Origin of the sequence: Actinomadura roseirufa, assembly GCF_900659635.1 — a bacterium.
In the GTDB taxonomy this organism is placed as follows: Bacteria; Actinomycetota; Actinomycetes; order Streptosporangiales; family Streptosporangiaceae; genus Spirillospora; species Spirillospora roseirufa.
This window is the reverse complement of record NZ_CAACVB010000006.1, coordinates 60,559-82,491: the sequence shown is the minus strand read 5'-3', so window position 1 is coordinate 82,491 and position 21,933 is coordinate 60,559. Positions and strand designations below refer to the sequence as shown.

The 21,933-nt window shown below is 72.8% G+C and carries 22 protein-coding genes; 2 read left to right on the top strand and 20 right to left on the bottom strand.

The genetic code is table 11. The annotated features are described in order from the left end of the window. Nucleotides 1–120 precede the first annotated feature (120 nt). The 11 genes from E1291_RS02745 to E1291_RS02695 form a co-directional block, all read right to left on the bottom strand. Nucleotides 121–903, bottom strand: coding sequence for a type III pantothenate kinase (locus tag E1291_RS02745; protein ID WP_131735914.1), 783 nt, complete (start codon nucleotides 901–903; stop codon nucleotides 121–123). 14 nt (nucleotides 904–917) lie between these two features. Further along, on the bottom strand, nucleotides 918–1,775 hold the full coding sequence (nadC, locus tag E1291_RS44890) for a carboxylating nicotinate-nucleotide diphosphorylase (RefSeq protein WP_131735913.1): 858 nt from the start codon (nucleotides 1,773–1,775) through the stop codon (nucleotides 918–920). After that, a complete protein-coding gene (locus E1291_RS02735; protein ID WP_131735912.1) occupies nucleotides 1,772–3,421 on the bottom strand; it encodes an L-aspartate oxidase in 1,650 nt (549 codons plus the stop codon). Before E1291_RS02735 ends, nadC begins: the two co-directional genes overlap by 4 nt. A 185-nt stretch (nucleotides 3,422–3,606) precedes the next feature. After that, on the bottom strand, nucleotides 3,607–4,026 hold the full coding sequence (panD, locus tag E1291_RS02730; protein WP_131735911.1) for an aspartate 1-decarboxylase: 420 nt from the start codon (nucleotides 4,024–4,026) through the stop codon (nucleotides 3,607–3,609). Continuing rightward, nucleotides 4,026–4,904: a pantoate--beta-alanine ligase gene (gene panC, locus E1291_RS02725; protein WP_131735936.1), complete on the bottom strand. Its 879-nt coding sequence runs from the start codon at nucleotides 4,902–4,904 to the stop codon at nucleotides 4,026–4,028. Before panC ends, panD begins: the two co-directional genes overlap by 1 nt. Nucleotides 4,905–5,025: 121 nt before the next feature. Then, nucleotides 5,026–5,991: a Rossmann-like and DUF2520 domain-containing protein gene (locus E1291_RS02720; protein WP_131735910.1), complete on the bottom strand. Its 966-nt coding sequence runs from the start codon at nucleotides 5,989–5,991 to the stop codon at nucleotides 5,026–5,028. 248 nt (nucleotides 5,992–6,239) lie between these two features. Beyond that, complete coding sequence (locus E1291_RS02715; RefSeq protein ID WP_131735909.1) at nucleotides 6,240–8,738, bottom strand: ABC transporter permease; 2,499 nt, start codon at nucleotides 8,736–8,738, stop codon at nucleotides 6,240–6,242. A 3-nt stretch (nucleotides 8,739–8,741) separates the two neighbouring features. Then, nucleotides 8,742–9,515, bottom strand: a complete 774-nt coding sequence (locus E1291_RS02710; RefSeq protein WP_242613899.1) for an ABC transporter ATP-binding protein — start codon at nucleotides 9,513–9,515, stop codon at nucleotides 8,742–8,744. Between the two features lie 279 nt (nucleotides 9,516–9,794). Further along, a complete protein-coding gene (locus E1291_RS02705; protein WP_242613898.1) occupies nucleotides 9,795–10,031 on the bottom strand; it encodes a chaplin in 237 nt (78 codons plus the stop codon). Between the two features lie 160 nt (nucleotides 10,032–10,191). Beyond that, nucleotides 10,192–10,896 (bottom strand): response regulator transcription factor, encoded by a 705-nt coding sequence (locus E1291_RS02700; protein ID WP_131735907.1) that lies wholly within the window; start codon nucleotides 10,894–10,896, stop codon nucleotides 10,192–10,194. Between the two features lie 132 nt (nucleotides 10,897–11,028). Further along, entirely contained in the window at nucleotides 11,029–12,198 is a 1,170-nt protein-coding gene (locus E1291_RS02695; protein WP_131735906.1) for a sensor histidine kinase, read from the bottom strand. Between the two features lie 126 nt (nucleotides 12,199–12,324). On the opposite strand from E1291_RS02695, the gene E1291_RS02690 reads away from it, so the two are divergent. Then, the gene (locus E1291_RS02690) at nucleotides 12,325–13,359 is read left to right on the top strand and encodes an SAM-dependent methyltransferase (RefSeq protein WP_131735905.1); all 1,035 of its coding nucleotides are present in this window, start codon (nucleotides 12,325–12,327) and stop codon (nucleotides 13,357–13,359) included. Here E1291_RS02690 and E1291_RS02685 read toward each other — a convergent pair. The 3 genes from E1291_RS02685 to E1291_RS02675 all read right to left on the bottom strand — a co-directional run bounded on the left by E1291_RS02685 (nucleotide 13,344) and on the right by E1291_RS02675 (nucleotide 17,010). Continuing rightward, nucleotides 13,344–14,552 carry a cytochrome P450 gene (locus E1291_RS02685; RefSeq protein WP_242613897.1) on the bottom strand — a complete coding sequence of 403 codons (1,209 nt, stop codon included), beginning with the start codon at nucleotides 14,550–14,552 and terminating at the stop codon, nucleotides 13,344–13,346. The two genes, E1291_RS02690 and E1291_RS02685, sit on opposite strands and share 16 nt — an antisense overlap. A gap of 182 nt (nucleotides 14,553–14,734) precedes the next feature. Then, nucleotides 14,735–15,970, bottom strand: coding sequence for a PH domain-containing protein (locus E1291_RS02680; RefSeq protein WP_242613896.1), 1,236 nt, complete (start codon nucleotides 15,968–15,970; stop codon nucleotides 14,735–14,737). A gap of 431 nt (nucleotides 15,971–16,401) precedes the next feature. Next, nucleotides 16,402–17,010, bottom strand: a complete 609-nt coding sequence (locus tag E1291_RS02675; protein ID WP_242613895.1) for a PH domain-containing protein — start codon at nucleotides 17,008–17,010, stop codon at nucleotides 16,402–16,404. A 78-nt stretch (nucleotides 17,011–17,088) separates the two neighbouring features. Between E1291_RS02675 and E1291_RS02670 the strand changes: the two genes are divergently transcribed. Then, on the top strand, nucleotides 17,089–18,237 hold the full coding sequence (locus tag E1291_RS02670; protein WP_131735903.1) for an NADH-quinone oxidoreductase subunit D: 1,149 nt from the start codon (nucleotides 17,089–17,091) through the stop codon (nucleotides 18,235–18,237). Between the two features lie 39 nt (nucleotides 18,238–18,276). Here the strand turns inward: E1291_RS02670 and E1291_RS02665 are convergent, their stop codons facing one another. The 6 genes from E1291_RS02665 to folE all read right to left on the bottom strand — a co-directional run bounded on the left by E1291_RS02665 (nucleotide 18,277) and on the right by folE (nucleotide 21,929). Continuing rightward, nucleotides 18,277–18,750 (bottom strand): DUF3180 domain-containing protein, encoded by a 474-nt coding sequence (locus E1291_RS02665; protein WP_131735902.1) that lies wholly within the window; start codon nucleotides 18,748–18,750, stop codon nucleotides 18,277–18,279. Further along, nucleotides 18,747–19,334: a 2-amino-4-hydroxy-6-hydroxymethyldihydropteridine diphosphokinase gene (gene folK, locus E1291_RS02660; protein ID WP_131735901.1), complete on the bottom strand. Its 588-nt coding sequence runs from the start codon at nucleotides 19,332–19,334 to the stop codon at nucleotides 18,747–18,749. Before folK ends, E1291_RS02665 begins: the two co-directional genes overlap by 4 nt. Next, entirely contained in the window at nucleotides 19,331–19,693 is a 363-nt protein-coding gene (gene folB / locus E1291_RS02655; RefSeq protein ID WP_207400515.1) for a dihydroneopterin aldolase, read from the bottom strand. Before folB ends, folK begins: the two co-directional genes overlap by 4 nt. Continuing rightward, on the bottom strand, nucleotides 19,690–20,127 hold the full coding sequence (locus E1291_RS02650) for a nuclear transport factor 2 family protein (RefSeq protein ID WP_131735900.1): 438 nt from the start codon (nucleotides 20,125–20,127) through the stop codon (nucleotides 19,690–19,692). Before E1291_RS02650 ends, folB begins: the two co-directional genes overlap by 4 nt. Beyond that, entirely contained in the window at nucleotides 20,124–21,116 is a 993-nt protein-coding gene (gene folP / locus E1291_RS02645) for a dihydropteroate synthase (protein ID WP_165494928.1), read from the bottom strand. Before folP ends, E1291_RS02650 begins: the two co-directional genes overlap by 4 nt. 198 nt (nucleotides 21,117–21,314) lie before the next feature. Further along, nucleotides 21,315–21,929 carry a GTP cyclohydrolase I FolE gene (folE, locus tag E1291_RS02640; protein WP_131735899.1) on the bottom strand — a complete coding sequence of 205 codons (615 nt, stop codon included), beginning with the start codon at nucleotides 21,927–21,929 and terminating at the stop codon, nucleotides 21,315–21,317. Between the last annotated feature and the right edge of the window lie 4 nt (nucleotides 21,930–21,933).

The window sequence follows — 21,933 nt, the reverse complement described above, 5'->3', positions numbered from 1 at the left end:
CAGCGCGCTCGATGCCGCGCGAACGGCTTGTGCTCTCCCGTCCACTCCGGCCGGGGTCGCGGGCGGCACGAGCGCCCGGTGGCGGCGGGACGGCGCGCGGGAGGCGGGCCGGGCTCGGACCTATACGGTGTTCCGCTCGTAAATGAGACGGAGTCCGACGAGGGTGAGCCAGGGCTCGAACACGTCGATGCAGCGGGACTCCTCCAGGACGAGCGGTGCCAGCCCGCCGGTCGCGATGACGGTGACGTCGTCGGGGTTGGCCGCCAGCTCCTCCGACATCCGCTCGACGATCCCGTCCACCTGCCCGGCGAAGCCGAAGATGATGCCCGACTGGAGCGCCTCGACGGTGTTCTTGGCGATCACGTTGCGCGGCCGGACCAGCTCGATCTTGTGCAGCTGGGCGCCGCGGGAGGAGAGCGCGTCGATCGAGATCTCGATGCCCGGGGCGATCGCGCCGCCCACGTACTCGCCCTTGGCGGAGACGGCGTCGAAGGTCGTGGCGGTGCCGAAGTCCACGACGATCGCGGGACCGCGGTGCAGGTGGACGGCGGCGAGCGCGTTCACGATGCGGTCGGCGCCGACCTCCTTCGGGTTGTCCATGCGGACGGGCACGCCGGTCTTGACCCCCGGCTCCACGATCACCGCCGCGACGTCGCCGTAGTAGCGGCGGCACATCTCCCGCATCTCGTGCAGGACGGACGGGACCGTGGAGCACAGCGCGATGCCGCTGATGTCGGTCTCGGCCAGCAGCGGGCTCTGCTGGACCAGCCCCTGGAGGACCACGGCGATCTCGTCGGCGGTCCGCCGCGGATCGGTGTTGATCCTCCAGTGCTCGATCACCTCCTCGCCCTCGAACAGGCCGAGGACGGTGTTGGTGTTACCGACGTCGATGGTGAGCAGCATCAGGTCCCCGCTGGTCAGGTGAAGTCAAGGCCGATGTCGAGCACGCGCGCCGAATGGGTCAGCGCGCCGACTGCAAGGTAGTCCACCCCGGTCACGGCGACGTCTCGGGCCCTGTCCAGGGTAAGCCCCCCGCTGGCCTCCAGTTCCGCGCGCCCCGCCACGACGCGCACGGCCTCGGTCATCTGCGCGTCGGTCATGTTGTCCAGCAGGATCGACCGGGCACCGGCGGCGAGGGCCTCCTCCACCTGCGCGAGCGTGTCGCACTCCACCTGGACGTGCAGGGACGGGTAGACGCCGCGGATGGCCTCGAACGCCTTGGTGACCGATCCGGCGGCGGCGATGTGGTTGTCCTTGACCAGCGCCGCGTCGTGCAGGCCCATCCGGTGGTTCACCCCGCCACCGCGATGCACCGCGTACTTCTGCAGGGCGCGCAGGCCGGGGAGGGTCTTGCGGGTGTCGCGGACCCTCGCCTTGGTGCCCTCCATCGCGTCCGTCCAGAGACGGGCAGCTGTGGCGATGCCGGAGAGGTGGGTGAGCAGGTTCAGGGCCGTCCGTTCCGCCCGCAGGACGGCGCGGGTGGGGCCGCTCACCGAGACCAGCACCTGTCCGGGGACGACCCGGTCGCCGTCGGACGCCTTCGTCTCGTACGCGACGCCCAGCAGCTCGAACACGACGGCGGCGACCGGCAGGCCGGCGACGACGCCCTCCTCGCGGGCCGCGAAGTCGCCGGTCGCGGCGTCCCGCGGAGAGAAGATCGGCTCGCTGGTGACGTCGACCTCGCCGTCCTCGGCGAGCGCGGTCCGGACGAGGTTCTCCACAGCCTGTGGATCGAGCCCCGCGTCCCGCAGCGCGCTCTCCAGTTCCGGTGTCATGCGCGGCTCCCTTCCGTCGGCCCGGCGATGGGCTCGTAGGTGGTCGTCAGAGCGTTCCCGTCCAAGCGCGTGACCAGGCGGCCGCGCCAGGCGGAGTCGGAGCGGTCGGGGAAGTCCTCCCGCCAGTGGCTGCCGCGGGTCTCCTCGCGCCGCCGCGCGGCGGCGACGATCGCCGTGGCGACGGCGTGCAGGTTGGCGACCTCCCACGCCGCGACGCCGGGCGCGACCTCGGGCCCGGAGCGGCCGGGGAGGGCGGCCAGCTCCCGGGCGGCGGCGTCCAGGCCCGCGCCGCCGCGCAGCAACCCGGCGCGCGACGTCATGATCTCCTGGATCTCGCCGCGCAGCGCCGGGTCGAGCGGGCGCGTCCCGTCCCGGACGATCTGGAACTCGCCCGGCTCGCCGGCCGGGTCGTCCCGGATCGCGCCGGCGATCCGGGCGGCGAACACCAGGCCCTCCAGCAGCGAGTTGGACGCCAGGCGGTTGGCGCCGTGCACGCCGGTGCAGGCGACCTCCCCGCAGGCGTACAGGCCGGGCACGGACGTGCGGCCGTGCAGGTCGGTGCGGACGCCGCCGCTGGCGTGGTGGGCGGCCGGGACGACCGGGATCGGCTCGGTCACCGGGTCGATGCCGTGGTGGCGGCAGACGGCGAGGATGGTGGGGAAGCGGTGCTCCCACGTCGCGGCGCCGAGGTGCCGGCCGTCGAGCAGCATGTAGGGCTCGCCGGTCTCCCGCATCCGGTTCATGATGCCCTTGGCGACGACGTCGCGCGGGGCCAGCTCGCCCAGTTCGTGCCGCCCGGTCATGAAGCGCACGCCCGCGCGGTCGACCAGGTGGGCGCCCTCGCCGCGCACCGCCTCGGAGATCAGCGGCTGCTGCCCGCGCGCGCCGGGGCCGAGCCACAGCACCGTCGGGTGGAACTGGACGAACTCCAGGTCGGTGACGGCGGCGCCGGCGCGCAGCGCGAGCGCCACGCCGTCGCCGGTGGACACCTCGGGGTTGGTCGTGGCGGAGAACACCTGGCCGAGCCCGCCGGTGGCGAGCACGACGGCGCGGGCCCGGACGGCGCCGACGCCGCCCGGCTGGCCCTCGCCCATGACGTGGAGGGTGACCCCCGCGGCGCGTCCGGCCGCGTCCTTCAGCAGGTCGAGGACCAGCGCGTGCTCGACGACCTCGACGCCGGAGTCCTTGAGCGCGGCGCGCAGCGCGCGGCTGACCTCCGCGCCGGTCGCGTCGCCGCCGGCGTGCGCGACCCGGTCGTGGTGGTGGCCGCCCTCCCGGGTGAGCGCGATCTCCCCGGCGGCGGTGCGGTCGAACGCGGCGCCGAGCGCGATGAGCCCGCGCACGGCGTCCGGCGCCTCGGTGACCATGGCCCGCACCGCGTCCTCGTCGCACAGCCCGACCCCGGCGGTGAGGGTGTCGGCCAGATGGTCCCGGGGGTCGTCGCCGGGGGCCAGCGCGGCGGCGATGCCGCCCTGCGCCCAGCGGGTCGACCCCGCGTCCAGCAGGGCCTTGGTGACGAGCAGGACCCGGCCGTGCGGGCGGCAGCGCAGCGCGGTCACCAGGCCGGCGATGCCGGAGCCGATGACGACGACGTCGGTGTCGCGGGTCCATCCGGGGGCGGGGGCGGGGAGAACGGAAGGGATCATGGGCCCTCCTCGGGGCTCGATTCTCGTCATTGTGACATTAACCCCGGGGATACGGCGCGCCCGGCTCCCGTTTCGGACGTAAGTCACATTCAACGAACATTCGGCGGCAAGCCGCGAAACGGCCGCACACCCCCTGGCGGCGGGGGTATGCGGCCGTTCCCGGGACCCGGGAGAGCGCGGAAGGGTCAGCCCTTGACGAGGTCGCCGCGGACGCCGCCGCCGCCGCCCGGAACCGGCTCGGCCGGGTCGGAGCCCAATGAAATGATCTTGTTGGACCGATCCACGTGCACCACGCGCGGCCGGAACTCGCGCGCCTCGGCGTCGGCGAGCTGCGCGTAGCTGATGATGATCACCAGGTCGCCGGGCTGGACGAGACGGGCCGCGGCGCCGTTGATCCCGATCACTCCGGAGCCGCGCTCGCCCGCGATCAGATAGGTCTCCAGGCGCGCGCCGTTGTCGATGTCCACCACGTGGACCTGCTCGCCGGGCAGCAGGTCGGCGGCGTCCATCAGGTCCTCGTCGATGGTCAGCGACCCGACGTAGTGCAGATCCGCCTGCGTCACGGTGGCGCGGTGGATCTTCGACTTGAACATCGTCCGGAACATCAGTGCTCCTTCGCGGGGCCGGGCTGGAGGTGGACGTTGTCGATGAGGTGGGTGGCGCCGACCCGGCCCGCCACCGCGAGCACGGCCGGCCCCTCGTGCGGCCCGGTGATCTCGGTGAACGTCACGGGATCGACGAGCACGAGGTAGTCCGGCGCGAGCGGCGGCTCGGCGGCCGCGGCCGCGTCGAGCACGCCGCGCGCCGCGGCCAGGATCGCCGCCGGGCCGTCCGCGGCGGCGTCCGCGCCGGCCCGCAGGGCCCGGGACAGGGCCAGCGCGGTGGCGCGCTCGGCCGCCGACAGGTAGCGGTTGCGGCTCGACAGGGCCAGCCCGTCCGGCTCCCGGACGGTCGGGGCGCCCACGATCCGCACCGGCACGTCCAGGTCGGCGACCATCCGGCGGATCATCGCGAGCTGCTGCGCGTCCTTCTCCCCGAAGACCGCGAGATCGGGGCGCACCAGGTTGAACAGCTTCAGCACGACCGTGAGCATCCCGTCGAAGTGGCCGGGGCGCGTCACGCCCTCCACCCGCTCGCCCATCGTCCCGGCCCGGACCGTGACCTCCGGCTCCGCCGGGTACATGACCTCCCGGCCGGGAGCGAACACCGCGTCCACGCCCTCCTCGGCGCACACCGCGAGGTCGGCGGCGAGCGTCCGCGGATAGCGGTCGAAGTCCTCGCCCGGCCCGAACTGGAGCGGGTTGACGAAGACGCTCACCACGACGGTGCCCGTCTCGGCGCCCGCCTCCGCGCGCGCCCGCCGGATCAGCGAGCGGTGCCCCTCGTGCAGCGCCCCCATCGTCGGGACGAGCGCCAGCGCGCCGCGCGCCCCGGACCGGACGGCGGCCAGTTCCTCGCGCGTCCGCGCGATGACGGGCGGCACGGAACCCGGCACCGGATTCGGCACGGGATCCAGCGCCGGATCCGGCACGGGATCCAGCACGGGGGGCGAGGTGGGGGACGGCGCGGGGGCGCCGCTCGGCTCGGTCACGGATCCTCCCTGATCAGTCGGCCAGCGCCTCGAGGAGCCGCTCGGCGTCCTCGGCCTTGAGCAGTCCCGCGCCGAGGGCCCGGTCCGCGGTGAGCCGGGCCATCGCCACGTACGCGCGGCGGCTCTCGGCCGACATCCGGCCCAGCTCGGCGACATGGCCCGCGACGGTGCCCGCGTCGCCGCGCGCGACCGGGCCGGTGAGGCCGTCGATGCCGAGCCGCAGCGCGTTGTCCAGGGCCGCGCCGAGCAGCGGGCCGAGCATCCGGCCCGGTTCGGCGACGCCCGCGCCGCGCAGCAGGTCCATCGCCTCGACGACCAGGGTGACCAGGTGGTTCGCGCCGCCGGCGAGCGCCGCGTGGTACAGCGGGCGCCGCTCCTGGGTGATCCACACCGGTTCGCCGCCCATCTCCAGCACGAGCGCCTCGGCGACCGGGCGCAGCGGCTCGGGCGCGGTGACCCCGAACGAGATCCCGGTGAGCCGGTTCACGTCGTCCGGGCGGCCGGTGAAGGTCATCACCGGATGCAGCGCCAGCGGCAGCGCCCCCGCCCGGGTGAGCGGGTCCAGGACGTCCGCGCCGTACCGCCCGCTCGTGTGCAGGACGAGCTTGCCGGTCACCGGGACGCCCGCGGCGACCAGCCCGCCGGCGAGCTCGGGCAGCACGTCGTCGGGGACGGTCAGCAGCACCAGGTCGGCGGCGGCGACGGCCTCCTGCGGCTCCATGACGGCCGTGCCGGGCAGCCGTTCCTCGACCCGGGCCCGCGACCGCGCGGAGACCGCGGCGGCGGCGACCACGCGGTGCCCCGCGCGCGCCAGCGCCACGCCGAGCGCGGTGCCCACGCGGCCCGCGCCGACGACGCCGACCGACAGCCGCGCGGGACGGTCCTGCGGCCGCTCGACCGTGCCGTCCAGAGCGCCGTCCAGAGCGCCGTCCGGCTCGTTTCCGGGCGCGGCGGAACCGGGCGTGACGTGTGGATCCATCTGTTCGTTCCAGTCCTCAGCTAGGTACCGGACGTGCGCGACCCAATGTACCCGCGGATCGCGGGAGCGCCGCCCGGCGGGGTGACGGGGAGCGCGGGGAGGGCCCGCGCCGTGACCACCCTCACACGCGGACGCCCCGGGACGAGAACGGTCCGGGAACGCGGCGTGGCGCCGGACGGGCCGCCGGCGGGGACGGGACGCCCCGGGGGAGGGACGCCTCCGCGCGTCCCTCCCCCACCATGTCCCTGTCAGCCCGTCGCCAGCGACTCCACGATCGACGCCTTGGCGGCGCGCCGCGCGGGCATCACCGCGGCGAGCGTCCCGGCCGCCCCGGCGAGCACCACGAACCCGCCCACCTGGAGGTAGGGCAAAGAGAACACGGTGTGGTTCCCCATCGCGTTGGTCGCCGCCCAGCCGAAGGCGACCCCGAGCACCACCCCGGTGAATGCGCCGATCACGGCCATCACCAGCGCCTCGACCGACAGCATCCGGCGGAGCTGGCGCCTGGTGAGCCCGAGCGCCCGCAGCAGCGCCGACTCGCGGGTGCGCTCCACCACCGACAGCGTCAGCGTGTTCGCGATGCCGAACAAGGCGATCACGATGGCCAGCCCGAGCAGCCCACCGAAGATCATCAGGATCATGTCGATGGCCTTGCTCAGCGACTCCTTGTACTCCGCCGCGGACGTCACCCGGGCCGTCGGGTAGGGCCTGCTCGCGTCGTCGACGACCTTGCGCGCCACCGCCGCGGGCACGCCGTCCGCGGTCTTCAGGTAGATCACCGACGGGTCGCGGACGGTGAAGTGCCGGTCGAAGTCCGCCTCGGGGACGATGAACCCCGACACCGGCGTGCCCTTCCCGTAGATCGCGGCGAGCCGCACCGGTGCGGTGCCGTGGGCGGTCGCGATCCGGACGGTGTTCCCGACCGAGAGGCGCCTGTCCTTGGCGGTTCCCTCGTCCACCATCACCGTGCCCGGCTTGAGGTCGCTCAGCGAGCCGTGCGCCATCTCCGGCTTCATCACCGTGCCCATCGCCGCCGCGGTGATCGCCGCGACCGTCTCCTTCCGGCCGTCGACCCCGGTCTTCAGCCGGCGCACCTCGATCACCCGGGCGAGCTCGCGCCGCCCGGCCAGCGCCGCGGCCAGCGCGTGCGGCAGCCGCACCTCGCCGTCGGCGGCCTGCGGCTCCACCTGGAACTCCGCCGGGAACTGCTCCTCCAGTTGCGCCGCCGCGCTGGCCTTGCCGCTGGCGGCGACGACCGAGAACAGGCTCATCAGGCCGATTCCGATGGTCAGCGCGATCGTGGTGGTCGCGGTGCGCCGCGGGGCGCGCTGGGCGTTGGCCACCGCGAGCCGTCCCGGCACGCCGCCCAGGCGCGCCGGGATCGCGCCGGCGACCCGGCCGAGCGGCCGCACCAGCGCGGGCATCGCCGCGATCACCCCGAGGAAGAACACTCCGCCGGCGAACGCGACCACGTCCATCGCGATCTCGCCCTTCTCCATCACCAGCGAGCCGAGCCCCCCGAGCGCCAGGCCGATCGCGCCGAGCACCGCCGCCAGGGCCGTCCGCAGCCGGCCGAGCCGGAACCGGCGGCTGCCCGGCTCCAGGTCGTTGCGCAGCGCCGCGACCGGCGGGACGCGGGTCGCGGTCCGGGCGGGCAGCACCGCCGACAGCACGGTGACGATGACGCCCACCGCCATGGCCACGGCGACCGTCCGGCCGGTGAGCGTCAGGCCGCCGACCTTGTTCTGCGGGTTCAGGTCGCCGATCAGCACCAGCGCCCCGGCGCCGAGCCCGAGCCCGGCGAGGACGCCGAGCGCCGAGCCGACCAGCCCGACCACCGCGGACTCGGCGAGCACGCCGCCGAACACCTGGCGCCGGGTCGCGCCGACGCAGCGCAGCAGCGCCATCTCGCGCATCCGCTGCGCGATGAGGATCGAGAAGGTGTTGTAGATGACCAGGGCGGAGACGAGCATCGCCACCAGCCCGAAGATCAATAGCCCGGTGCGGATGACCTTGGTGTCGGCGCCCGCCGCGCGGGCCAGCTTCGCGCCCAGTTCCGCGCCGGTGTAGGTCCGGTATCGCGGTCCCACGGCCGCCGCGACCGCCTCGCGGTTCCCGCCCGCGACGTCGATCTCCCTGTACTGCCTCTCACCGGTCATCAGCATCGTGGTGGCCGCGTCGAAGCCGACCGCGCCGCGGTACCCGATCTCATGGTCGATGCCGAAGTCCACGATGCCGACGACGGTGAAGCGGTGCGGGCGGCTCGCCTTGTCGAGGATCGTCACCGCGTCCCCGACCTTGAAGCCCTCCCGCTTGGCGGTCTGGGTGTCCAGCACCGTCTCGGCTCCGCCGGACGGAGTCCGACCCTTGTCGACGTCGTAGCGCAGCAGCCGCCCGGTTGGGACCGACATCCCGACCGTGGGCATGTTCCCTACGGCCTTCCCCTTCTTACCGATCAGCGCTGCGTCGCCCTGCACTTTGCCCTGCACGTCCGTGACCCCTGGCAGGGCACGAACCCGCTGGAGGATGTCCGCCGGGACCCTGGCGCCCGGAGCGTCGCTCTTGGGCAGCACCGCGACGTCGACCTTGCCCGCCGACCGCGCGAACGTCTTGCCGACCCCCTTGTCCATCGTGTCGGTCAGGACGAAGGTGCCGGAGATGAAGCCCACGCCGAGGGTGATGGCCAGGCCCGTCAGCAGCAGGCGCAGCTTGTGGGCCCGCAGGCCCGCCAATGTCGTCTTCAGCATCGCTCAGGCCCCCAGGGACTTGAGCCGGTCGAGCACGGCGTCCGGCGTCGGCCGGACGATCTCGCTCACGATCTCGCCGTCCCGCAGGAACACCACGCGGTCCGCGTAGGACGCGGCCACCGGGTCATGGGTGACCATGACGATCGTCTGGCCCATCTCCCGTACGGACGAGCGCAGGAAGCTCAGCACTTCCGCACCGGAGTGCGAGTCGAGGTTGCCGGTGGGCTCGTCCGCGAAGATGACATCGGGACGGGCGACCAGGGCGCGCGCGCAGGCCACCCTCTGCTGCTGACCACCGGACAGTTCGTTCGGCCGGTGCGCGAGCCGATCGCTCAGCCCCACCACCTGGACGACCTGGTCGAGCCACCGCCGGTCCACCTTGCGCCCTGCGAGTTCCAAGGGGAGCAGGATGTTCTGCTCAGCGGTGAGGGTCGGCAGCAGGTTGAACGCCTGGAAGATGAAGCCCACCCGGTCGCGGCGCAGCAGCGTCAGCTGCCGGTCGCTCAGCCCGGTGATCTCGGCGTCGCCGAGCACGATCCGCCCGCCGCTCACCGTGTCGAGGCCCGCCAGGCAGTGCATGAGCGTGGACTTGCCCGACCCGGACGGCCCCATGATCGCGGTGAACGCGCCGCGGGCGAACCCGACGCTGACGCCGCGCAGCGCGTGCACGGCGGCGTCACCGGTCCCGTACACCTTCGACACGTCGGTGGCCACGACGGCCGGTCCTGTCGCGGCGGCGGGCGATCCCCCGGGCGGGCTGGCGAACGTGCTGGTCACGGTGACTCCTTCGAACGATGAACGACCGTGCTCAACGCTAGGAACCGGCGCTCCCGCCGCCATCGGCTTCGAGGTCACGCTTACCGTCCGACTTCAGGCGCCCGCAGAGCGCTGTGTACGACTTGAGTCGTACATACCCGTCGCCCCTTTTGCCGACCCGTGCCCGCGCGCGCTTGCCCGTCCCCCGCACACCCTGGAAAGGCGAACGCCGGAGGCTCTCGTAGAGACCTCCGGCGTCCAGCGCATCCTGCCGTCCGGATCGTCCCGGACGGCCGCGGATCAGAACTTCTGGTGCACCGAGGCACCGCCCTTGCAGCCGGCCTTGGCGATGCCGACGATCGCCACGGCGTTGCCACAGACGTTGATCGGGATCGAGATCGGCGCGACGAACTGGTTGCCGGACAGGATCCCGAAGTCCCCGCTGGTCTCGATGTCGGCGTTGGCGGGAACGGCGGACAGCATCGTGCCCGCGACGGCGAGCCCGAGGACGCCGGTGACGGCGAGCTTCTTGATCACGAAAATCCTCCCGTACGTCGGGTTCTGGTGGACCCGAGATGACATGACCGACGCCGTCCTGAATCGGGCGTCGCGTACGGTAGCTACCCCGCTACTTTCCGAGAAGGGGCTGAGATGCCTCACACCGAAGGCAAATGGTCATCTCAGAATGATCAAGCCGTTACAGAGAGTTGTCTTTTTGGCCGCTTCTGACCAGACCTGTCTCATAGGCGAACACCACCGCCTGCACCCGGTCCCGCAGCCCCAGCTTCATCAGGATCCGGCCCATGTGCGTCTTGACCGTCGCCTCCGACACGTACAGCCGCTCCGCGATCTCCCCGTTCGACATCCCGCGCGCCACCAGCAGCAGCACCTCCCGCTCCCGGTCGGTCAGCGTCTCCAGCGCGCCGCCGGCCCGCTGCTCGGCGTCCGGGAGGTGCAGCGCGAACCGGTCGAGCAGCCGCTTGGTCGTGCTCGGCGCCACCACCGCGTCCCCCGAGTGCACCGACTTGATCGCCTCGATGAGCTGCGCCGGCCCCGCGTCCTTCAGCAGGAACCCGCCCGCCCCCGCCTTGATCGCCGCGAACGCGTACTCGTCCAGGTCGAACGTGGTCAGGATGATCACCTTCGGCCCGGCGGCGGCGACCACCCGCCGGGTCGCCTCGATGCCGTCCATCCGCGGCATCCGCACGTCCATGAGCACGACGTCCGCCCGCGTGACCCGCAGCAGGTCCAGCGCCTGCACGCCGTCCCCCGCCTCGCCGACGACCTCGATGTCCGGCTGCGCGTCCAGGACCATCATGAACCCCGTCCGCACCAGCTCCTGGTCATCGACCAGAACGACCCGGATCGGAGGCTCCTTTTCCCACGCGTCCCCCACCGTCATGCCTTCCCACCGTCGGGGGCGACCCCCCACACCCCCCGGACAAGAACGGCGCTCATGCCCTCGCTTCGCTCCGTCATTCCCATCACCCGTGGAGGGACGACCCCCCACACCCCCCGCCCTCACTTCGCTCCGTCATGCCGCCAGCTCCTCCTCACCCACCGGAATCCGCGCGACCACCTCGAAGCCCCCGCCCGGCCGCGGCGCCGCCCGGACGCTGCCGCCGTAGACGGCGGCGCGCTCGCGCATGCCCACCAGGCCGTGCCCGCGGCCGTCGTTCATCGCCGCCGCGCCGCGCCCGTCGTCGATGACCCTGACCTCCACGGCGCCGCCCGAGTACCGCAGCCGGACGTCCGCGGCGACCTGCGCCCCGGCGTGCTTGAGGGTATTGGTCAACGCCTCCTGAACAATCCTGAACACCGTCAGCTGCCGCCCTTCCGACATCGCCGCGGGCGGCCCGTCCACCTCGTACCGCACGTCCAGCCCGGACGAGCGGACCTGCTCGACCAGCTCGTCCAGCTGCGCGACCCCGGGCTGCGGCGCGTAGGCCCCCGCGTCGTCGCCCTCGCGCAGCACACCGAGCAGCCGGCGCATCTCCGCCAGCGCCAGCCTCCCCGTCGAGGAGATCGTCTCCAGCGCCTGCCCGGCCTTGGCGGGATCCCGCTCGATGGCGTAGGTCGCGCCGTCCGCCTGCACCACGATCACGCTCACGTTGTGCGCCACGACGTCGTGCAGCTCGCGGGCGATGCGGGCCCGCTCGGCGGCCATGGCCATCTGGACCTCGGCGTCCCGCTCCCGCTCCAGCCGCTCGGCCCGCTCCTCCACCGACCGCAGGTACGCGCGGCGCGTCCGCATGTGCAGGCCGAGGATCCACGTGCCCACGACCAGCGCCGTGATCATGACGAACGTCGACTTCGTGGCGGCGTCCTCGGTGTACCTGGCCGTCACCATGACCGCGCCGAGCTCCCCCACGAGCGCCGCGGCCAGGCCCCACCGGAAGGGGAAGGCCGCGGCGACCGTGTACAGGCCCATCAGGACCGCGACGTTCCCCGGAAGGGGATGGACCCCCAGCAGCCATTGGACGCACGAGGCGAGCGCGACCACCGCGAAGACCGTCCGAGGGAACCGCCTGCGCAGCACGAGGGGCGCCAGCAGGAACAGGGCCAGAACAAGGTGTCCGATGTCCGGGTGCTTGAACCTGACCCCGAGCAAGTCCGGGAGGGACAGGAGCAACAGCGGAAAAGCGAAGGAAGCGTCGACCAGTGCCTTCTGGGCACGCGTCCACTCCCACAGCTTGCCGACCATGCGCCCCAGGGTATGCAGCCCAGGTCAGGTGGAAATCAGCCCCAAGTCGGAATCGCATCCACCGCAGGGATGGTCGCCTCACGGTAACGTCACAGTCGTGGCGTCGTTGGTGATCGAGTGGCTGACATGTGGCTGACATGGCGCACCGCGATGGAGCGGGCGCTGTACGGGGAAGGCGGCTTCTACCGGCGAGGTGAACGCCCGGCCGAGCACTTCCGCACCTCCGTGCACGCCTCACCGCGGTTCGCCGCGGCGATCGTCCGGCTGCTGGCCGAGGTCGACGCCGCGCTCGGGCACCCCGATCGGCTCGACCTCGTCGACATGGGCGCCGGGTCGGGGCGGCTGCTCGGCAACGTCCTGGCCTGTGCGCCGCGCGAGCTCGCCGACCGGCTCGCCCCCGTCGCCGTGGAGATCGCGCCCAGACCGGCCGAGGTCCCGGACCGGGTGGCCTGGCGGCCCGACCCGCCCGAGGCCGTCACCGGGCTCGTGGTGGCCAACGAGTGGCTCGACAACGTCCCGCTGGACGTGGCCGAACGCACGCCCGACGGCGTCCGGACCGTCCTGGTCGACCCGTCCAGCGGCGCGGAGCGGCCCGGCCCGCGCCCCACCACCGAGGACAGCGACTGGCTGGAGCGCTGGTGGCCGCTCGCCGAGGCGGGCGACCGCGCCGAGATCGGCCATCCCCGCTGCGCCGCCTGGGCGTCGGTGGTCCGGCGGCTCGGCCGCGGCCTCGCGGTCGCCGTGGACTACTCCCATTCCCGCGTGACCCGCCCCGCCTACGGGACGCTGGCGGGATACCGCGACGGCTCCACCGTCCCCGCCGTCCCGGACGGGTCCTGCGACGTCACCGCCCACGTCGCGCTCGACGCCTGCGCCATCGCGGGCGAGCGCGCGGGCGCCACCGCGAGCGTCCTCACCACCCAGCGGGCCGCGCTGCGCGCCCTCGGCCTGTCGGGCACCCGCCCCCCTCTGGAGCTGGCCCACCGCGACCCGCGCGGCTACCTGAGCGCGCTCTGCAGCGCGGGAGAGGACGCGGAGCTGACCGACCCGTCCGGGCTCGGCGGCTTCGGGTGGCTGGCCCAGGCCGTGAACATCCCGATCCCTCCGTCCCTGGCTCAGGGCTCCCTACCTCAGGACTCGCTGGCTCAGCACTCCACGTAGAGGGCCTCCAGGCCACGTAGGACGAAACCCGGCTTCCACACCGGCTCGGTGGCAAGCCGGAGACCGGGAGCGGCCCGCAGCAGCGCCCCGAACGACTCGGCCATCTCGATGCGGGCCAGAGGAGCCCCCAGGCAGTAGTGGATGCCGAGCCCGAAGGTGATGTGGGGGTTCGGGTCACGGCTCAGGTCGAGCCGGTCGGGATCGGGGAACACCTCCGGGTCCCGGTTCGCCGACGCGAACTGCAACGCGACCTCCGCGCCACGGGGAATGTCCACACCGGCGACGGTGATGTCCTCCAGCACCCAGCGCTCGAACATCGGGGCGGGCGTCTCGTACCGGAGCAGTTCCTCCACCGCCGTGGACACGAGCGACGGATCGGCCCGCAACCGCTCCAGTTCCCCAAGGTTGCGGAAGAGCGCCCACCAGCCGTTCCCGGTCGCGTTGACCGTCGCCTCGTGGCCCGCGTTGAGCAGCAGGACGCAGGTGCCGATCAGCTCGTCCTCGGTGAGCCGGTCCCCCTCGTCGACGACCTGGGCCAGCGCCGTGATCAGGTCGTCGCGCGGGTCGTCCCGCCGGGCCCTGGCCAGCCCGCGCAGGTAGTCGGAGAACTCCACGGCCGCGCGGACCGCCGTCCGCTGCACCTCCGGCGGCGGGTTCAGCTCGTACATGCCGCAGATGTCGGCCGACCAGGGCCGCAGCAGGTGCCGGTCCGGCACCGGCACGCCCAGCATCTCGGCGATCACGTTCACCGGCAGCGGCTCGGCGACCTCGGCGATCAGGTCGCCGCCGCCCTTGGCGGCGAACCCCTCCGCCAGGTCTCCCGCGAGCCTGGTGATCGTCGGCCGCAGTCCCTCGACCATCCGCGCGGTGAACGCCTTGGACACCAGGCGCCGCAGCCGGGTGTGCGTGGGCGGCTCGACGTCGAGCATGCCCGCCCGCACGAGGTCCCAGAACGGCTTGAGGAACTCCGCCTCCGGCTCCTGCCCGAACTCCTCGTGCGCCGCGACGTGCAGGTAGGAGCGGCCGAGGCGCCGGTCCCGCAGCAGCGCGTTCACATCCTCGTACCGGCTGACGACCCATTGCCCGGTCGGCTCGTGGAAGAACACCGGCCGCTCGCCGCGCAGGCGCGCGAACACCGGATAAGGGTCGGCCACAAACGCCGACGCCCACGGGTCATAGGACATATCGCTCATGCCCCGACGATATGCCCGAACCCCCACCCTGGAACGGCGAATCGCACGCCTCACGGGGACGGCATGGAGGCCATTTCGAAGCGCACCTCAGCCGTCACGCGGGCGCGACGCAGCGCTCGCACGAGTCGGGTCAGGGGCGAGCCCCTGGGCCGGGCGCTTTGAGACCATGGCCCGGCGAACGGTCAGCGGGCCGCCCAGCGGGACGGGTCGCCGGACGCGCGACGGGCGGCCTCGGACCGGCGCGCGGTCGACTCGACGATCGCGCGGGCCTCGCCGAGATCCCGGTCGGTGGCGGCGACCTGCACCGGCCCCGGGGGCGCGTCCACATGGACGGTCGCCAGCCCGAGCAGCCGCTGGAACGGGTTCGTGGTGAGGCGCACGCTCTGCGCGCGCGCGTGGGCGATGACGTCCGTGCGGCGGCAAGGCCACCCGTGCCTGGAGACGAACACCACGTCGTCGGTGCCCGCCCCATCGGCGCGGTCGATCGACACTCCCTTCGCGGACGCGGGCAGCAGCGGGACGGCGTCGACGTGCGTCCCCGGGAACACCTGCGACACCAGGTGCATCGCGACCTGGCGCGGCGCCACCGGCAGGAGAGTCGAGGACAACGCCTGGCGCTCCCCCGCGTACCCGGCGACGGTGACCTCGATCCGGGCCCAGCCGAATGTGCGCCAGATCGCCGGCTCGACGATTCTGACGGCCTGCACCCGTCCCGGCGGAAGGGTCTGCATGCGCGTCTCCAGGAGCCCGTACCGCAGCCGGATCCCGTCCGGGGACATCGCCACGGTGAAGTTGGCGTACATCACCAGAGGCGCGATGACGGCCCGGATCAGCCCGAGCAGGACGGGAACGGCGACCGCGAGCATCCCGCCCTCGGCGTACGCCGCCAGGAAGATGAGCGAGGCCAGGAAGAGCAGGCCCGCTCCCAGGACGGGCAGCCGCAGGAGCAGAGACCCGAAGAGCGCGCCGAACGGGACGCGCCACAGGTGCCGCTCGGGCGCCTCGGGCGTGTGACCCGGCAGCCCCGCCGCGCGGGCGAGGAGCTCGGCCCGCAGGTCCTGCGCGGGATGCCGTCCCAGGTAGCGCAGCGCGATCTCGCTCTGCTCTCCGCCCGCGAGCTCCACCCGCACCTCGGCGAGCGCGAACACCCGCGTGACCAGCGGACGGACGACGTCGATGGCCTGGATCCGGGACAGCGGGATGCGGCGCTTGCGTTTGCGGAGCAGCCCGGTCTCCACGACGAGGTCGTCGTCCTCGATACGGAAGCGCAGCCCCCGCCAGGCCCACAGGCCCGACCCCACGGCGATGAGCCCCATGGGGACGGTGACGGCCAGGAACCTGCCGACGACCGCGGGGGTGAGTTCGAGGCGGATGCCGTCGGACGTCTGCGTCAGCAGCAGGGGAAATCCGAGCAGCACGAAGTAGACGATGAGGATGGTGAACGCGCGCAGCGGAGCGGTCGCCCAATGCAGCCGATGCGTGCCCTCGGAGAACCTGACGGGCGGGCGGTACCCGGGCGGAGGGTAACCGTACGGCGGATATGGCTGGCCATAGGGCGGGCCAGGCGGCCCATAGGGAGGACGAGGAGGACCATACGGACCGGGCTGCCCCTGCGGACCGGGCTGCCCGTACGGTCCAGGCTGCCCATACGGTCCAGGCCGTCCGTACGGGCCGGGCGGGCCGTACGGCCCCGGAGCCCCGGGAGGAGGGCCATGCGGTCCTGGGCCCTGCGGACCGTAGGGGCCCTGCGGACCTTGAGGCGGTCCTTGTGCGCTCTGGGGCCTGCCGTACGGGTCTGGAGGGCCGGAGTCGCCCGGTGGCCGGCCGTACGGAGGTCCGTAGGGGCCGCTCATAGGCCCATGCTCCGTGCCTCGCCCTTCTGGGCGAGGCGGTCGCGGAGAAGACCCGCCTCTGCGGCGGGCAAGCCCGGGATGGTCGCGTCCGTGGCGGCCGCGGCGGTGTGCATGCGCACGGTGGCGATCCTCATCCACCGCTCCAGCAGCCCCGCCGTCACGTCCACGAACTGCATGCGGCCGTAAGGGACGACGATGAGGCGCTTCACGAACACGCCGTGCATGACGACGAGGTCGTCTGCGCGCTCCACGTACCCGTAGGACCGGCGGTCCAGTTCGGCGACGATCCCGGCAAGGGCGACCACGACCACGACGATCAGGACCCAGACGACCAGGCCCGGAGCACCGCCGTTGTTGCGCCAGACCAGGAATCCACCCACCGCGCCGACGGGCAGGGCCCACAGCAAGGCCGTGAGCAGCCGGTGAAGGGTGTGCAGACCTGAGATCGGCGACCAGTGGAGGCCGTCGCCGGGCGCGAACGCCTCGGCGGCCCGGTACATGGGGGGAGCGGCGACCGCGCCCGGCGGCGCGGGCGGGCGCGCCGGGTCCGGGGACGCCGGCGGCGCGACGGGCTCGTAAGGCGGTTCACCAGGACTCGGGTTCATCGCCCCCTAGTCAACCGGATAACCGGCACCGCTGCCATGCGACTATGAAGCGGTGAGCCGAGCGGCGGAGATACGACCATGACCACCGAGCGGATCGTCGGTATCGGGGCGGGCGCCAAAGAACTCGCCACCGAGGACATGACCCTGAACATCGGGCCCCAGCACCCGTCCACGCACGGCGTGCTCCGGCTCCGGCTGACCTTGGACGGCGAGCGGATATCGGCCGCCGAGCCCATCATCGGCTACATGCACCGGGGCGCGGAGAAGCTCTTCGAGGTGCGCGACTTCCGGCAGATCATCGTGCTCGCCAACCGGCACGACTGGCTGTCGGCGTTCTCCAGCGAGCTGGGGGTCGTGCTCGCCGTCGAGCGGATGCTGGGCATGGAGGTGCCCGCGCGCGCCGTCTGGACCAGGACGCTGCTGGCCGAGCTCAACCGCGTCCTGAACCACCTGATGTTCCTCGGCTCCTATCCGCTCGAAGTGGGCGCGATCACGCCGATCTTCTACGCGTTCCGTGAGCGGGAGACGCTGCAACGGGTGATGGAGGAGGTCTCCGGCGGCCGCATGCACTACATGTTCAACCGTGTGGGCGGCCTCAAGGAGGAACTGCCCGCGGGCTGGACGACGCGCGCGCGGGCCGCGGTCAGCGAGGTCCGCAACCGGATGAGCGACCTCGCCGACCTCATCATGGGGAACGAGATCTTCCGGGCGCGCACGCGAGGCGTGGGCGTGCTCACGCGGGAGCAGATCCTGCAGTACGGCGTGTCCGGGCCGATCGCGCGGGCGTCCGGCCTGGACTTCGACCTGCGCCGCGACGAGCCGTACCTCGCCTACGGCGACCTCGACGTGCGCGTCGTGACCCGGTCCGAGGGCGACTGCCTGGCCCGGTTCGAGTGCCTGCTCGACCAGGTGTACGCCTCGCTCGACCTCGCCGACGCCTGCCTCGACCGCCTCGCGGAGCTGCCGCCGGGGCCGATCAACCAGCGGCTCCCGAAGGTGCTGAAGGTCCCCGAGGGCCACACCTACGCCTGGACGGAGAACCCGCTCGGCATCAACGGCTACTACCTGGTGTCGCACGGGGAGAAGACGCCGTGGCGGCTGAAGCTGCGGTCCGCCTCGTACAACAACGTCCAGGTGCTGGCGGAGCTGCTGCCCGGCAACCTGGTCGCCGACATGATCGCGATCCTCGGCTCCATGTTCTTCGTCGTGGGCGACATCGACAAGTAGCCCGCCCGACGGGCGCGCGCGCAGAAGCGCCCAGGACGGTCAGGCGTGCGAGGCGCCCCTCTCATGCTCCTCATGGTCGGGGTCCTTGGGCACACGGCACGCGTACTCCAGGAAGAACGCGGCGCCCACGAGCACGGCGGCGGCGAGGAACGTGCCGCCGCTGACGAAGAAGTCGTGCCGCGGGGTCGGCTTGTCGAGGGCGTCGCTCAGGCTCGCGGCGAACCCCGCGAACACGCCCGCGATGACCGCCGCGGCGTGCGCGCTGGCCTTGCCCAGCGCCGCCATCCGCGCGACGGCCAGCGGCTCCACCGGCCTGGTGTTCGGCTTGCGGCGGATGCGGCGCAGCAGGTTCACGCCGGTGAAGCCCTCGGCGAGCGCCAGCAGCAGCAGCGTCGGCACGGCCGTCCAGGGCAGCGGCGGCAGCGACAGGTACGCCGAACGCGTCACCGCCCAGGTGATCACTGCGAGGACGACCACGAGGCCGATGAGGAACAGGGGGCGGGACGGTCTCATGCAGGCTGCTGGAGCGTCAGATCGGCCCGGAGGCGGACGGCCGCGGGACCCCCCTCCCGCTGCTTGGCCTCGGCCAGGTCGCCGACCCGCCCGTACCCCGGCAGGAGCACGTCCGGCTCGATGTCGGCCCACGGCACGAGCACGAACGCCCGCTCGTGCGCGCGGGGGTGCGGCAGCGTCAGGTCGGGGTCGTCGGAGGAGACGTCCCCGAACACCACGATGTCGATGTCCAGGACGCGAGGGCCCCAGCGGACCTCGCGGACGCGGCCCATGGAGTTCTCGATGTTCAGGACCCGTTCGAGCAGGTTCTCCGGCGGCAGCCTGGTATCGGCCACCAGCACGATGTTCAGGTAGTCGCCCTGCTCGGGGAGGGACTCCCCCGGCGGCGCGTAGGGCGCCGTCTCGTAGACCGGGGAGAACGCCACGAACTCCAGGCCCGGCGCGTCGAACAGCGCGTCGACGGCCTCCTGGATGTTGTCCAGCCGGTCGCCCAGGTTGCTGCCGAGGGAGAACACGACACGATGCTGGACCAGCATGTGGCCGCCGGTCGCGGTGCGGTCGGGCATGCGGTCGGACGCTGTCATCGACTCCTCCTGATCTTCACGGCCACGTCCGTGAAGGGGTGCGGCACAGGGGCGCTCGGCTTGTGGACGGTGACCTCGGCCTCGGCCACCACCGCGTCTTCCAGGCATATCCGTGCCAGCCGGTCGGCCAGCGTCTCGATGAGGTTGACGGGCTCCCCCTCGACGACGGCGACCAGTCGGCCGGCGAGCGATCCGTAGTCGACGGTACGCGAAAGGTCGTCTCCCGCGGCGGCGGGCCGGGTGTCGAGTCCCAGGGAGACGTCCACCACGAACTCCTGCCCGAGCTCACGCTCGGCCGGGAGACAGCCGTGCCGGCCCCGGGCCCGCAGGCCGCGCAGTTCTATGCGGTCCAGGCTCATTCTTCCTCTGCATCCGTGACGTTGAGCACGGGCGAGCCGTGGTGGAGCAGGAGCCGCCACTCCCCCTCGGCCCGGACGAACACGTTGGTGGCCACGATGCTCCCTCCGGCGAGGAAGCCGGCCTCGGTGTCCTCGTCGGCGGTCAGGACGTTCTCCTTGCACGTGACCACGGCGTGATCGCCGTAAACATCGCTCTCCACGTCGGTCAGCACGAACTGGATGTACGGCGTGTTGGCCATGATGAGGGCCCAGGAGCGCAGGACCTCGTCGCGCCCGCGCAGCATCGTCCACCCGGGGTGCACGCACGAGACGCCCGCCGCGTAGGGGCCCTCCGCCCACACGGCGGACATGCGGTCGAAGTCACCGGCCTCGAACGCGGCGTAGAACTCCGCGTGGACCTCGTCCAGGTCGGCCCGGTTCACGGCACGGCTCATCGGTCGTCGCTCCCGGAGTCGGCGCGACCCTCCGCCGCGGCATGATCGTGTCGAGGGACATCCTGCCCGCGCCCGGCGCCGACCGCCACGGGACGCGCGTCACCCGGCGCGGCGTCACCCGGCACGGCGCCGTGCGGCCCCGCGGCGCGCAGAGCCGCGGCGACGCGGACGGCGTCGACGTTGGGCCGGACCCGGTGCACCCGCACGCACCACGCCCCCGCCGTCGCGGCGAGCGCGGTGATGGCCACGGTCGCGTCGTCGCACTCCCCGAACGGGCGGCGCTCGCCCTCCTCGTCGGCGAGGAGCGTGGTCAGGAAACTCTTGCGGGACGCGCCGACCAGGACCGGATGGCCCGTCGCCGTGAGCGCGTCCAGATGCGCCAGCAGGGCCCAGTTGTGGCCCGCCTTGGGACTCTTGGCGAACCCCAGCCCGGGATCGAGGACGATCATGGAGGGGTCGACGCCCTCGTCCAGCACCGCCCCGACGCGTTGCAGCAGCTCGTCTCGGACCTCACGGACGACGTCGGCGTAGACGGCGCGGGTCTGCATGTCGTGGCTGTGCCCCCGCCAGTGCATCACCACGTAGGGCACGCGCGCCGCCGCCACCACGCGGGGCATGTCGGGATCGGCCAGGCCGCCGCTGACGTCGTTCACCAGCCGCGCGCCCACGCCGACCGCCGCCTCTGCCACCTCGGCGCGCATGGTGTCGACGCTGACGGGAACGTTCTCGGCGGAGAGCGCCTCGATGACGGGGACGACGCGGCGGAGCTCCTCCTCCAGCGAGACGCGCTGCGCCCCCGGCCTGGTGGACTCGCCGCCCACGTCGACGATGTCGGCTCCCTCCGCGACGAGGTCGAACCCGTGCCTGATGGCCTTCTCAGGGTCGAACCAGGACCCGCCGTCGGAGAACGAATCTGGGGTGACGTTGACCACGCCCATGACGAGGCATCGCCCTGGTGCGGGGAGCCCCGGAACAACGGCACTGGTCATGTGACCAACCCTATGCCTTGATCCCGGCGCTCCGGCGTGCCCGCCCACATCGCCCTCGGCGGGCGGCTCCGGCCGCCTCCCGGCGGGCCGGGACGGCGGCGCCCGGCGCCCCCGTCCCGGCCGCAAGACGCCGAACGGGCCTCAGCTCGACGCTGAGGCCCGTTCAGGTGGTCCCGGAAGCCCGGGAAGGGTCGGAGATCAGGAGCGCCCGAGGATCAGGCTCATCGCCTCGGCGCGGGTCTCCGCGTGATCGCGGAAGTCGCCGCGCACCGCCGAGGTCACCGTCTTGGCGCCCGGCTTCCGGACGCCCCGCATGGTCATGCACAGATGCTCGGCCTCGATCACCACGATCGCGCCGCGCGGCTCCAGCACGCTCATGAGGGCGTCCGCGACCTGGCTCGTCAGGCGTTCCTGGACCTGCGGGCGACGCGCGAAGACGTCCACCAGCCGGGCCAGCTTCGACAGGCCGGTGATCTGCCCCTTCTTGTTGGGCGTGTACCCGACGTGGGCGACCCCGTGGAACGGCACCAGATGGTGCTCGCACACGCTGTACACCTCGATGTCCTTGACCAGGACCATTTCCTCGTGGTCCGCGTCGAAGACCGTGGTCAGAGCGTCCTCGGGGCGCTGGCGCAGGCCGGCGAACTGCTCGGCGTACGCCCGCGCCACCCGTGCCGGGGTGTCGCGGAGCCCGTCGCGATCGGGGTCCTCCCCGATCGCGAACAGGATCTCGCGCACCGCCTTCTCGATCCGGACGTGGTCGAATCCGGGCGGGTCCTCGCTGATCGGCGCCTCGTCGTAGGGAACGGCCAAGACG